The 11,442-nt window shown below is 71.5% G+C and carries 12 protein-coding genes; 3 read left to right on the forward strand and 9 right to left on the reverse strand.

The window, feature by feature from the left end; all coding sequences use genetic code 11:
• Nucleotides 1–9: 9 nt before the first annotated feature.
• The 7 genes from AB0K60_RS12115 to AB0K60_RS12145 are packed head-to-tail and all read right to left on the reverse strand — an operon-like array spanning nt 10 to nt 6,766.
• The gene (locus AB0K60_RS12115; protein WP_364052039.1) at nt 10–702 is read right to left on the reverse strand and encodes an isochorismatase family cysteine hydrolase; all 693 of its coding nucleotides are present in this window, start codon (nt 700–702) and stop codon (nt 10–12) included.
• Nucleotides 699–1,322: an isochorismatase family cysteine hydrolase gene (locus AB0K60_RS12120; protein WP_364052042.1), complete on the reverse strand. Its 624-nt coding sequence runs from the start codon at nt 1,320–1,322 to the stop codon at nt 699–701. The genes AB0K60_RS12115 and AB0K60_RS12120 overlap by 4 nt, the downstream gene beginning before the upstream one ends.
• Nucleotides 1,319–2,467, reverse strand: a complete 1,149-nt coding sequence (locus tag AB0K60_RS12125; RefSeq protein WP_364052045.1) for a BMP family ABC transporter substrate-binding protein — start codon at nt 2,465–2,467, stop codon at nt 1,319–1,321. Before AB0K60_RS12125 ends, AB0K60_RS12120 begins: the two co-directional genes overlap by 4 nt.
• A gap of 11 nt (nt 2,468–2,478) precedes the next feature.
• A complete protein-coding gene (locus AB0K60_RS12130; RefSeq protein ID WP_364052048.1) occupies nt 2,479–3,393 on the reverse strand; it encodes an ABC transporter permease in 915 nt (304 codons plus the stop codon).
• Nucleotides 3,380–4,573, reverse strand: coding sequence for an ABC transporter permease (locus AB0K60_RS12135; protein ID WP_364052051.1), 1,194 nt, complete (start codon nt 4,571–4,573; stop codon nt 3,380–3,382). The genes AB0K60_RS12130 and AB0K60_RS12135 overlap by 14 nt, the downstream gene beginning before the upstream one ends.
• Complete coding sequence (locus AB0K60_RS12140; RefSeq protein ID WP_364052054.1) at nt 4,570–6,087, reverse strand: ABC transporter ATP-binding protein; 1,518 nt, start codon at nt 6,085–6,087, stop codon at nt 4,570–4,572. Before AB0K60_RS12140 ends, AB0K60_RS12135 begins: the two co-directional genes overlap by 4 nt.
• Nucleotides 6,059–6,766 carry a GntR family transcriptional regulator gene (locus AB0K60_RS12145; protein ID WP_364052057.1) on the reverse strand — a complete coding sequence of 236 codons (708 nt, stop codon included), beginning with the start codon at nt 6,764–6,766 and terminating at the stop codon, nt 6,059–6,061. Before AB0K60_RS12145 ends, AB0K60_RS12140 begins: the two co-directional genes overlap by 29 nt.
• Nucleotides 6,767–7,034: 268 nt before the next feature.
• Between AB0K60_RS12145 and AB0K60_RS12150 the strand changes: the two genes are divergently transcribed.
• From AB0K60_RS12150 to AB0K60_RS12160, 3 genes are all read left to right on the forward strand, one after another.
• Nucleotides 7,035–7,427 (forward strand): hypothetical protein, encoded by a 393-nt coding sequence (locus AB0K60_RS12150; RefSeq protein WP_364052060.1) that lies wholly within the window; start codon nt 7,035–7,037, stop codon nt 7,425–7,427.
• A 69-nt stretch (nt 7,428–7,496) separates the two neighbouring features.
• A complete protein-coding gene (locus tag AB0K60_RS12155; protein WP_364052063.1) occupies nt 7,497–8,267 on the forward strand; it encodes a sporulation protein in 771 nt (256 codons plus the stop codon).
• A 329-nt stretch (nt 8,268–8,596) separates the two neighbouring features.
• Complete coding sequence (locus tag AB0K60_RS12160) at nt 8,597–9,187, forward strand: calcium-binding protein (RefSeq protein WP_364052066.1); 591 nt, start codon at nt 8,597–8,599, stop codon at nt 9,185–9,187.
• Between the two features lie 141 nt (nt 9,188–9,328).
• On the opposite strand, the gene betA is transcribed toward AB0K60_RS12160, so the two are convergent.
• Both betA and AB0K60_RS12170 read right to left on the reverse strand, forming a co-directional pair.
• A complete protein-coding gene (gene betA, locus AB0K60_RS12165; protein WP_364052069.1) occupies nt 9,329–10,990 on the reverse strand; it encodes a choline dehydrogenase in 1,662 nt (553 codons plus the stop codon).
• Nucleotides 10,987–11,442, reverse strand: a 456-nt coding sequence (locus AB0K60_RS12170; protein ID WP_364052072.1) for a glycine betaine ABC transporter substrate-binding protein, incomplete at its 5' end; no start/stop codon positions are given. The genes AB0K60_RS12170 and betA, both read right to left, overlap by 4 nt.

Raw genomic sequence — 11,442 nt, forward strand, 5'->3', positions numbered from 1 at the left:
TGTGCCGCGTCACGCTCCCGCCCCCAGCGCCTTCAGCAGCGCCGACGAGGGCGCGATCGCGCCGAAGACGCCGCCCTGCATCGTCACCATCTTCAGCGCCGCCTCGTAGTTGCCCTTGTCGGTGGCCCCGGTGCAGTCGGTGAGCAGCAGGCACTCGTAGCCGCGGTCGTTCGCCTCGCGCATCGTGGTGTGCACGCACACGTCGGTGGTGATGCCGGTCAGGATGAGGTGGGTGATGCCGCGGGTGCGCAGCAGCAGGTCCAGGTCGGTGGCGTAGAAGGCGCCCTTGCCCGGCTTGTCGATGATCATTTCGCCGTCGATCGGGGCGACCTCGGGGACGATCTCCCAGCCGAGCTCGCCGCGGACCAGGATGCGTCCGCACGGGCCGGTGTCGCCGATGCCCGCGCCGATGCGCCGGGAGCGCCACAGCTTGTTGGGCGGGCAGTCGGACAGGTCGGGGCGGTGGCCCTCGCGGGTGTGGATGACCGTGAAGCCGCGTTCGCGGACGGCCGCGAGGACGGCGGCGGTGGGCTCCAGGCCCGCGCGGGTGAGGGACAGGTCGTAGCCCATCATGTCGACGTAGCCACCGGGGCCGCAGAAGTCGACCTGCCAGTCGATGCAGATCAGCGCCGTCGTCGCGGGGTCGATCGTGCCGTTGTACGGCCAGCCGTACGGCTCGGCGTCAACTATCGGAAATGTCATGACATTGTCCTCTCGGTCACCAGGGGCAGGAGGGCCTCGGCGACGGCCGTCCCGTCGCCGACCGCCCCGAAGATCCCGCCCGACATCTCGATCGTGGACAGCGCGTTCGCCGTGAGGCCGGGATCGGTGCTCGCGCAGGCGTCGGCGACGAGCAGGCACTCGTAGCCCCGGTCGTTGGCCGCCCGCATCGTGGAGTGCACCCCGATCTCCAGGCAGCAGCCGGTCAGCAGCAGCAGGTCGCGGCGCTCGGCGCGCAGCACCGCGTCGAGGCCGGTGCCGTGGAAGCCGCTCCATCCGGCGGCCCGCAGCACATGATCCGGCCGAAGCGGGAATCGCGCCGACGCGGTGGCCCGGTCCCCGGGCTCGGGGGACGGCGGACGTGGAACGGCGGCGGGCTTCGGCCGCCGGAGGCGGGCCGCGGCGGGGGCCTGGACCTCGATCGCGAGGACCAGGCCGCCCGCGCGGCGGACGATCCCGGCGAGGAGGGCGATCCGCTGGGCGATATCGTCCTCCTCCGCCGGTCCCCCGGGGCAGCTCACGGCGAGCAGGGCCAGCCGCGCGGGGTCGAGCCCGCCGTCCCAGGGCCACGGATAGGGCGTGGTTCCGGCTACGAGCGTCATGACTTGGGAAGGGTGCCGACGACGCCGTCGACGAAGTAGTCGATCTTCTCGATGGTCTCGTAGTCGGGGATGGTCCCCTCGGGGATGCGGACCTCGCCCTTCTGGTCGAGCACGGGACCGGCGAACGGCGAGCTCTTGGTGAGCTCCTCGCGGGCCTTCTCGATCTGGGCCTTGGTCTCGTCGTCGACGGCGGGGCCGTACGGGGACTGGACGAAGGGGTTCTCGCCGGTCTTGTAGCCGACCCGGAAGTTGCCGTTGTACTTGGAGCCGGTGAAGCCGCCCGAGCGCGCGGTCTTGACGATGTCGGTGTAGAGCGGCCCCCAGTTCCACTGCGAGCCGGTGAGCCAGCCCTTGGGGGCGATGGACGAGGCGTCGGCGTGGTAGCCGACGGTGTACTTGCCGGCCGCCTCGGTGGCCTTGATGACGGTGGCGGTGCAGTCCTGGTGCTGGCTGATCACGTCCACGCCCTGCTTGAGCAGGTTCGCGACGGCCTCGGCCTGCTTGGCCGGGTCGCACCAGGAGGAGGTGTTCACCGTGTACGTCTGGACCTTCGGGTTCACCGAGCGCGCCCCGAGCTGGAAGGCGTCGATGTTGTCGAGGGTCTGGCTGATGGGGAAGGCGTACACATAGCCGAGCTTGTTGGTCTTGGTGGCCTTGCCTGCGGCGATCCCGGCCAGGTAGACGGGCTCGTACACGGTGCCGAAGAACGTTCCGGCGTTCTTCGGCGGCGTGCCGGTGATCAGGTTGCCCTGCTGCACGACCGCGACGTCCGGGTGCTCGGCGGCGACCTTCAGCGCCGCGTCGAGGTGGCCGTACGAGGTGGCGAAGATGATCTTCGCGCCCTTGGCGATCATCGAGTTCATCACGCGGGCGGCGTTGTCGTCCTCGGGAACGTTCTCGGCGGTGAGCACCTTGACATCGGGGAACGCCTTGGCGACCTCCTGGCTGCCCTGGTACGCGGCCTGGTTGTAGCCGTAGTCGTCCTTGGGGCCGACGAAGATGAAGCCGACCGCGGTGGCGTCCTTGCCGGGGGCGGCGGAGGCCGCTCCGGGCCCGGACGGATCCGCCTGGGTGGTTCCGGCGGTGTTGGCCGAGCAGGCGGCGGCGAGCAGCGCCGCCGCGCCGATGATGACGAGCTTACGCATGTGGGGGTCTCCTACCGGGATGGTGCGGACTGGAAAACTCGGCGCAGTTCCTCGGGCGCGGCGCGCAGCGTGCGCTTGCCGAGGACGGCGAGGATCACGAGCGTGATCACGAAGGGCAGGACGTCGAGGGCGAACTGGTTGAGCGCGTAGCCGCGCGCCTGGAGCGCCGGGGCGAGCGCGAGCGCCGCCCCGAACAGGTAGGAGCCGGCCATCACCCGCAGGGGCCGCCAGGCGGCGAAGATGACCAGGGCGACGGCGATGAAGCCGCGTCCGGCGGTCATGCCCTCGAACCAGGCGTGGGCGTAGGCCGTGGAGAGCTGGGCCCCGCCGATCCCCGCCAGCGCGCCGCCGGCGATCACCGCCAGGGTCCTGATCAGGGCGGGGTTGTAGCCGTGCACGTGCAGGGCGTCGGCGCGCTCCCCCGCCGTGCGCAGCAGCAGGCCGCCCTTGGTGGAGCGCAGCCACCACCACAGGGCGGGGGCCGCGACGAAGGCCAGGTAGGTGACCGGGTCGTGCTGGAACAGCACCTCGCCGACGACGGGGACGTCCGCGAGCACCGGCACCGGGACGGGGGCGAAGCCGGGGGCGGCCTCGCCGACGTACGCGGCGCCGTACAGGCTGGTCAGGCCGAGGCCGAGGAACATCAGCGTCAGACCGGTGGCGAACTGGTCGGCGCCGCGCCAGACCACCAGCAGCGCGTGGATCGTGGCGAGCAGCGCGCCCGCCGCCGCCCCGGCGAGCAGGCCGAGCCACGGGCTGCCGGTCTCGGCGGCGACCGCGTAGCCGCCGAGCGCCCCGAGGAGCATGCAGCCCTCGGTGCCGAGGTTCACCACGCCGGCGCGTTCCGACACGGTCTCCCCGAGGGCGCCGAACATGATCGCGGTCCCGCCGCGCACTCCGCCCGCGAGAACGTCAACCAGCAGCATGGCGCGGCCTCCTTGAGGTCCATCCGAGTACGGCCAGCAGCACCAGCCCCATCAGCACGTTCACGGTCGCGGCGGGCAGGCCGCTGTCGAGCTGGAGGCTGTCGCCGCCGACGACGATCGCGGCGAGCAGGAACGCTCCACCGACGGCCGGGAGCGGGCGGTGCCGCGCCAGCCAGGCGGCGAGGAAGGCGATGTAGCCGATGTTGGCGGTCAGCCCGGGGCGCAGCTTGAACTCGACCCCGGCCAGGTGCACGACCCCGGCGAGCCCGGCGAGCGCGCCGCCGAGCAGCATCGCGATGAGCAGCAGCCGCGCCACCGGCAGCCTGGCCCGGCGGGCCGCCTCCGGGTTGCCGCCGGTCACGCCGAGCCGGAACCCGAACGCGGTGCCGCGCAGCACCAGCCAGACGACGAGCGCCGCGACCAGCGCGATCACGATGCCGACGTGCACGGCCGTGGTGCCGATCAGCGGCAGCCGGGCCGCGACCTCCAGCGGCCGGGTGGCGGGCTGGCCGGACCCGTTCGGGTCCTTCCACGGCTCGTAGATCAGGTAGAGCATCACGTCGAGCGCGACGTAGTTGAGCAGCAGCGTCGTGACGGCCTCGTTGACGCCGACGGTGAGCCGCATCACCGCCGCGATCCCGGCCCACAGCGCCCCACCGAGCGCCCCGGCCGCGAGCATCGCCACCAGGGCGATCGGCCCGGCCGAGTCGATGGCGAGGCCGACCCCGGCGGCGCACACCGCGCCGATGATGATCTGGCCCTCGCCGCCGACGTTGGCGAGCCCGGCGCGGGCCGGGAGCACCACGGCCATCGCGGCGAGGATCAGCGGCGCTGCCTTGATCGCGATCTGCTCGATGCTCGCCGGGATGAGGATCGACACGACCATGTCGGCGAGCGTCGCGATCGGGTCGGCGCCCTTGACGAGCACGAGCGCACTGAAGATCACCAGCGCTCCGGCGATCGCCGCGGCCCATCGACCGACCGTGCTCAGCACGGTGGACGAGGCCGATATGGCGGGCAATGACCTCGCTCCCGCGTTCAAGGCCGCGGGACGGTCGGTCGCCGTCTTCGTGACCGTCGCGCTGCCGGTCGCCGCGTTCTCGACCGCTGTGCCCTCGGTGGCCCCGTTCGCGGAGCCGACGGCGCTGGAGACGGTGCCGTCCGGGGTCGGGGCGCTCATGCCGCCCCTCCGAGCATGAGGCGGCCGAGCTGCTGCCGGTCGGCGGCGTCGGCGCGGACGATTCCCGCGACGCGGCCGTCGTACATGACGGCGATGCGGTCGCTGACCGCCATCAGCTCGTCGAGGTCCTCGGAGACGACCAGCACGCCCGCGCCGGCGTTGCGGCGTTCGAGCAGGAGTTCCTGGGTACGGCGGGTGGTGGCGACATCGAGCCCGCGGCTGGGGTAGGCGGCGACGACCAGGGCGGTGTCCTCGCGGCCGAGCGCCCGGGTGAGCATGACGCGCTGGATGTTGCCGCCGGACAGCTCGGCCACCCGGCGGTGCGGCGGCGCCATGCGCAAGCCGACGCGTTCGTTCAGCGCGTCGCGGACCGCGGCGACGCGGCGCCAGTCGACGTTGAGGCGGCGGCGCGGGATCTGCGGCAGGCCGAGGGCGATGTGCTCGGTGACGTCGAGGCCCGCGACGACGGCGTCCGCGATCGGGTCCTCGGGGACCTCGGCGACTCCGGCGCGCAGCGGATCCCCGCCCGCCACCGTGACCGTGCCGGACGCGACCGGGCGCAGGCCGCAGGCGACCTCGCACAGCTCCCGCTGGCCGCTGCCCGCGACCCCGGCCACGCCGACGATCTCGCCGGGCCGTACCTCCAGATCGACGTCGCGCAGGCGCAGCACGCCGCTGTCGCCGTACGCGCCGACCCCGGCGAGGCGCAGCGCGGGCGGATGATCCCCCTCGGGCGGCTCGGGCCGCTCGCCCGCCAGCGGCGGTACGGCCCGGCCCACCATGGCCTCGATGAGCTCGGCGTCGCCGTAGTCGGCCGGGTCCACGCCGCCGAGCACGACCCGGCCGCCGCGCAGCACGGTCACCCGGTCGGCGATGGCGCGCACCTCGTTCAGCTTGTGGGTGACGATGACGACGCCGTAGCCGTTCGCGGCGAGGCGGCCGATCACCTCGAACAGGGCGCCGACCTCCTGCGGGGCGAGCACGCTGGTCGGCTCGTCGAGGATCACCACGCGCGAGCCGGTCATCAGCACCTTGAGGATCTCGACGCGCTGCCGCTCGCCGATCGACAGGTGGGCGACGCGGGCGCGCGGATCGACGGCGAGGCCGTGCTCGGCGGCGGCCTCGGCGATGCGGCGGGTGAGCCGCTCCAGGCGGGGGCGGCCGGGCAGGGCGAGGGCGACGTTCTCGGCGACGGTGAGGGCGGGGACGAGGCGCAGGTCCTGGAAGACCATGCCGATGCCGAGGCGGCGGGCCTGGGCGGGGCCGGTCATGCGCACCGGCTCGCCGGCGACGTGGACCTCGCCGGCGTCCGGGCGGTGCAGACCGTACACGAGCTTGAGCAGGGTGCTCTTGCCGGCGCCGTTCTCGCCGACGAGGGCGTGCACCTCGCCGGCCCGCACGTCGAAGTCGACGGCGTCGTTGGCGAGGACCTCGCCGAAGCGGCGGGTGAGCCCGCGCACGGCGAGCAGGGGTTTCTCGGTGATCTCAGGGGTGGCGGTTTCGGTCAGGGTCATGGCGCCTGCCTCGGTTGAGGGCCATCTGGGTGATCGCGTGGGCGGCGCGCCGCTCCACGACGTCCATCGACTCCCCCACGTGCCGCTGCATCGCGGTCAGCGCCTCGGTGAGGCGGCCCGCCAGGACCTCCTCGACGATCTCCAGGTGCTGCAGGATCGTCAGGGTGATGCGGTCGGCGGTGAGGAAGTCGTACATGCGCACCTGGCGGATGCGCGCGTTCACGGACGCCAGCGTGCTGGTGAGGACCGCGTTTCCGGAGGCGCGGCTCATCGTGACGTGGAAGTCCTCGTCCATCAGCACGAATTGGGGGTCGGGCTCGGGCTGGTCGTCGCGCAGCGCCCGCCACTGGTCGCGCAGCGGCTCCAGGATGGCGGGGTCGTGCCCTCGGACGTTGGCGTCGAGCGCGCGGCTGATGCCGCGCAGTTCGAGGGTGATGCGCAGTTCGTACAGGTCACGGAGGTCGGACAGGTCGGGCTGGGCCACGTAGTAGCCGCCGTCGGGGCCGCGCTCGACCAGGCCGTCGGCGAGCAGGCGGACCATCGCCTCGCGCACGGGCGTGCGGGAGACGCCGAGCAGGGCGGCGACCCGCTCCTCCACCAGGCGCGTCCGGATCGCGAACTCGCCCAGCATGAGCCTGCGGCGCAACTCCCCGTACACCTGGTCACGCCGCAGCTTCACCGGTGTGTCCGGTGTCGTGTCCGACGTTGTATACAGCCCCGTATCCATGCCCTGAAGGTAGAAAGGGGACGTTTCCCGATAAGTCGGCCGACGTTAATTCGACGTGGCGTTCTTCTCACCAAACCCCTCGGCCGCGGTGCGGTACGCGCGGCACGGCCGCCCGCGCGCCGAGTACCGGAGTGGAACGGAATGTCACGCCCTCCCAAGCAGGTGATCCCCGCCAGAAGACGGGGACGCGAACGGGGAGAAGAGGCCGCGAATGAACGGCATGGAAAGACAAGGAAGCCCGGCCGCGGACGGCACGGCGGCACCCAGGGGGGCCAGGGTGGTCAAGCCGCCGCTGTGGCTGCGGGCGCTGATGGTGCCGCTGGCGGCGTTGGTCACGTGGGGGCTGGCGGAGACGCGGGGGCTCGGCATGGCCGTGCTGACCGGGCTGGTGTGGGGCATGCTCGCGGTGGGCACGCTCGCCTGGGATCGCAAGGTGGCCTTCTCCCGGGCTCACCCGCTGGCATCGCTGTCGGCGCTGCCTCCCCTGACGTTCATCTCGGTCTCTTACCTGGCGCCGTGGTCACTGGTAACATGCGCGCTCGTTGCCGTCGCCATCTCGTTTCCTGTGATCCTCGCCAGTTGGTTCCTCCACCATCGTCACCGACCGGGCTGATGGCGGCAGGGCCGGGAACCCGGGTCCGGCGCCGCGCGTTCGCACAGTGAATCGTCGCGAGGAGAGATCGTGTTCCGTAAGCTGATGGCCGCTTTCGGCGCGGGTGTCGAGGTCGACACCGTGCTGCGTAACCCCCAGGTGCGCCCGGGCGAGACCCTGCAGGGAGAGGTCCGTTTCAAGGGCGGATCCTCCGACCACAGGGTGGACGCCATCACCATCGACTTCACCGCCGTCGTCGAGGTCGAGTACGGCGACAGCGAGGGCCACCGTACCTTCAGCTTCCTGCGCTCCCAGGTGTCGGGACCGTTCCATCTCGGGGCCGGGCAGTCGCATTCGCTGCCGTTCGCGATCCCGGTGCCGTGGGAGACGCCGGTGAGCGCCATCGCCGGTCGGCCGCTGCCGGGCATGCGGCTCGGCGTCGCCACCGAGCTGGCGCTGGCCGGCGCGCTCGACAAGGGCGACCTCGACCCGCTGTACGTCAACCCGCTGCCGGAGCAGGAGTACCTGCTCGCCGCGCTCGACCGCATGGGCTTCGGCTTCAAGCGCGCCGACCTTGAGGCGGGCACGCTGCGCGGCTCCCACATGCCCTTCTATCAGGAGATCGAGTACTACGCGGGCCCGGAGTGGCGTCGTTACTTCAACGAGCTTGAGCTGACCTTCATCGCGGGGCCGTCGTCGATGGACGTGGTCCTGGAGGCCGACACCCGCGGCGGCTTCCTCACCTCCAGCCACGACGTGTACAACCGCTTCCAGGTCCGCTACGGCGAGCATCCGGGCTCGGTCGAGCAGTCCCTGCGCGCCGGTCTGGAGGCCATGGCCCGCCGTCGCGGCTGGTTCTAGCGCTCGTTCGTCTCCCCCGGGGCCTGCGGCCCGCCGCTCGGGCGGTGGCCGCGGGCCCCGGGCCTTTTCCGGATTCCGGTACGCCGGGCGGCAATGGCCGACGCCTCCGACCGGCCGTCAAACGGGCGACAAGCGGCGGTCCCCCCTTCGCCACCCGGACCACGCCGTACGTCGACGACGGCTACATGACGCGTTAAAACGCTGGTCAGGCCCCCGGCCCGGACAATGCGCCCGGCCTGCCGCCCCCTGTCATAGTCGCGGAAGGCGACGCGCTCGGCGGTGCTCCATCGCGGCGAAGCGCGATCAGACAGGAAAGTCAGGAGGGCTTCATGCGTGCAGGCAGGAAAGTCGGCGAGCGTTCACCGCGCACCGGCTGGCGCGGCGTCCACCGGTTCGCCCTGCGGGTCTCGGCGGCGGGCGCGCTGGCCACGGTGCCGTTGCTGGCCACCGCCGTCCCCGCGTACGCCGTCACGAGCGTCAGCGCGGCCGAGAACGTGCTGAACATCGAGTCGGGCAGCGCGTCCGACGACCTGACCATCAGCGTCGACTCCTCCGGCCGGTTCACCGTCACCAACACCGCCGACACGCTCGTCCCCGGCGTCGGCTGCCGGACCGTGACCGCCCACAAGGTCCGCTGCTCCGGCACCGGCATCACCGGCATCGCCATCATCACCGCGGGGGGCGACGACGCCGTGCGTAACGACACCGCCCTCACCACGGCCGCCACCCTCGGCCCCGGCGACGACACCTACATCGGCGGCTCGGCCAGGGACGTGGTCGTCGGCGGCGCCGGCGACGACACCATCGAGGGGCGCGGCGGCCCTGACGTGATCATCGGCGGCGAAGGCACCGACCAGGCCGACGGCGGCGCCGGAAGCGACCTGTGCCTGGCCGACATCGAGACGGGCTGCGAGATCTAGCGCCGGCCCGGGCCGCCACCGTGCCCTCGGCGTCGGCGAACTCCTCGGCAGATCCATGAGAAGATCGCGCGGGCCGGGCCGATCCGGCCGCCGTCGCGAGCCGGGGTGGTCGTGGCCGCCCGGTGCGGGCGGCCACGACGGTCAGTTCCCGTCCGGAGTGTGCCGGTAGAACTCGACGTACTCCGGTTCCAGCGGCGTGTTGCCGAGGATGAGGTCGGCCGCCTTCTCGGCCAGCATCATCGTCGGCGCGTAGATGTTGCCGTTGGTGATGTACGGCATCGCCGAGGCGTCCACCACCCGCACGCCCTCGACGCCGTACACGCCCATCGTGGCCGGGTCGAGCACGGACAACTCGTCCACGCCCATGCGGCAGGTGCACGAGGGGTGCAGAGCGGTCTCGGCGTCACGGGCGACCCAGTCGAGGATCTCCTCGTCGGTCCGCACCTCCGGGCCGGGGGAGATCTCGCCGCCGTTGAGCTCGGCGAAGGCCGGTTGGCTCATGATGTGGCGGGTGTGCCGGATCGCCTCGACCCACTCGCGGCGGTCCTGCGCGGTGGACAGGTAGTTGAAGCGCAGCGCCGGCTTGACCCGGGGGTCGGCCGACTTGAGCTTCACCGAGCCGCGGGCGTCGGAGTACATGGGCCCGATGTGGACCTGGTACCCGTGGCCCTGGGTCGGCGCCGAGCCGTCGTACCGCACGGCGATCGGCAGGAAGTGGAACATCAGGTTCGGGTAGGTGACATCATCATTTGAGCGGATAAATCCCCCCGCTTCAAAGTGATTCGTCGAGCCCGGCCCCGACCGGCCGAACAGCCACCGCGCCCCGATGAACGGCCGCCGCCACATGGCCAGATTCGGGGCCATCGACACCGGCTTGGTGCACGCGTGCTGGACGTACACCTCCAGATGATCCTGCAGGTTCTGCCCGACGCCCGGCAGGTGCTGGACGATCCGGATGTTGTGATCCTTCAGGTCCCGCTCGTCGCCCACGCCGGAGAGCTGGAGCAGGTGCGGCGAGCTGATCGCGCCCGCGCACAGGATCACCTCGCCCGCCTTGACGACCTCGCCGTCGCACTCGACCCCGATCGCCCGGTTCCCGTCGAAGACGATCCGGCTGACGAAGGCCCGCGTGCGCACGGTGAGGTTGCGCCGCCGCATGGCGGGATACAGGTACGCGCGGGCCGCGCTGAGCCGCCGCCCGCGCCGGATGTTCCGGTCGAAGGTGGAGAACCCCTCCTGCCGGTAGCCGTTCACGTCGTCGGTCAGCGCGTGCCCGGCCTCCTGCACCGCCGCGAAGAACGCGTCGAACAGCGGCCCCTCGGCGGGGCCGCGCTCCAGCACCAGCGGCCCGTCCGTGCCGCGGAACGGCGCGTCCCGCTCCGACACCGGCCCGGTGCAGTTCTCCATCTTCTTGAAGTACGGCAGGCAGTGCGCGTAGTCCCAGTTCCGCATCCCGGCGTCGGCGGCCCACCGCTGGTAGTCCATCGGGTTGCCGCGCTGGAAGATCATGCCGTTGATGCTGCTCGACCCGCCGAGCACCTTGCCCCGGGCGTGGTAGATGCGCCGGCCCTTCATGTGGGGCTCGGGCTCGGTCTCGTACTTCCAGTCGTAGAACCGGCTGCCGATGGGGAACATCAGCGCGGCCGGCATGTGGATGAACACGTCCCACAGGTAGTCGGGACGCCCCGCCTCCAGCACGAGAACCCGGACGTCCGGATTCTCGGTCAACCTCTCCGCCAAGGCCGACCCGGCGGAGCCGCCGCCGACGATGACGAAGTCGTACATGTTCCGGCCACCGCTCACTTCGGCAGCCACGCCTTCCACTTGTCGGGGTTGGCCTCAACCCACTTCTTCGCCGCGTCCTCCGCCGACATCCCGTTGTTGGTGATGTCGTTGGCCACCGCGTTCTGATCGGCGTTCGTCCACTGGAAGTTCTTCACCAGCTCGTACGCCTTGCCCCCCGTGTCGGCGAACTTCTTGGACACGATCTTGTCCAGCTCGTACGCCGGATAGTCACACGCCACCTTCTTCGGATCGGCGTCACACCCCTGCGTGTACTCCGGCAGCTTCACCCGCACCAGCTCCAGCTGCGAGAACAACCACTGCGGCTCATAGAAGTACATCAGCAGCGGCGTCTTCTGCGCCGTCGCCTGCTGCGCAGCCTTGATCAACGCCGCCTCGCTGCCCGCGTACACCACCTTGAAGTTCAGATCAAGGTTCTCGATCAGCGCCGCGTCGTTGGTCACGAACGACGG

It is taken from the genome of Thermopolyspora sp. NPDC052614 (assembly GCF_040678635.1).
Lineage (GTDB): Bacteria > Actinomycetota > Actinomycetes > Streptosporangiales > Streptosporangiaceae > Thermopolyspora.

Coding starts and splice junctions, on each gene's coding strand:
- AB0K60_RS12115 (WP_364052039.1), bottom strand. CDS start 702: ATGACATTTCCGATAGTTGACGCCGAGCCGTACGGCTGGCCGTACAAC.
- AB0K60_RS12120 (WP_364052042.1), bottom strand. CDS start 1,322: ATGACGCTCGTAGCCGGAACCACGCCCTATCCGTGGCCCTGGGACGGC.
- AB0K60_RS12125 (WP_364052045.1), bottom strand. CDS start 2,467: ATGCGTAAGCTCGTCATCATCGGCGCGGCGGCGCTGCTCGCCGCCGCC.
- AB0K60_RS12130 (WP_364052048.1), bottom strand. CDS start 3,393: ATGCTGCTGGTTGACGTTCTCGCGGGCGGAGTGCGCGGCGGGACCGCG.
- AB0K60_RS12135 (WP_364052051.1), bottom strand. CDS start 4,573: ATGAGCGCCCCGACCCCGGACGGCACCGTCTCCAGCGCCGTCGGCTCC.
- AB0K60_RS12140 (WP_364052054.1), bottom strand. CDS start 6,087: ATGACCCTGACCGAAACCGCCACCCCTGAGATCACCGAGAAACCCCTG.
- AB0K60_RS12150 (WP_364052060.1), top strand. CDS start 7,035: ATGGAAAGACAAGGAAGCCCGGCCGCGGACGGCACGGCGGCACCCAGG.
- AB0K60_RS12160 (WP_364052066.1), top strand. CDS start 8,597: ATGCGTGCAGGCAGGAAAGTCGGCGAGCGTTCACCGCGCACCGGCTGG.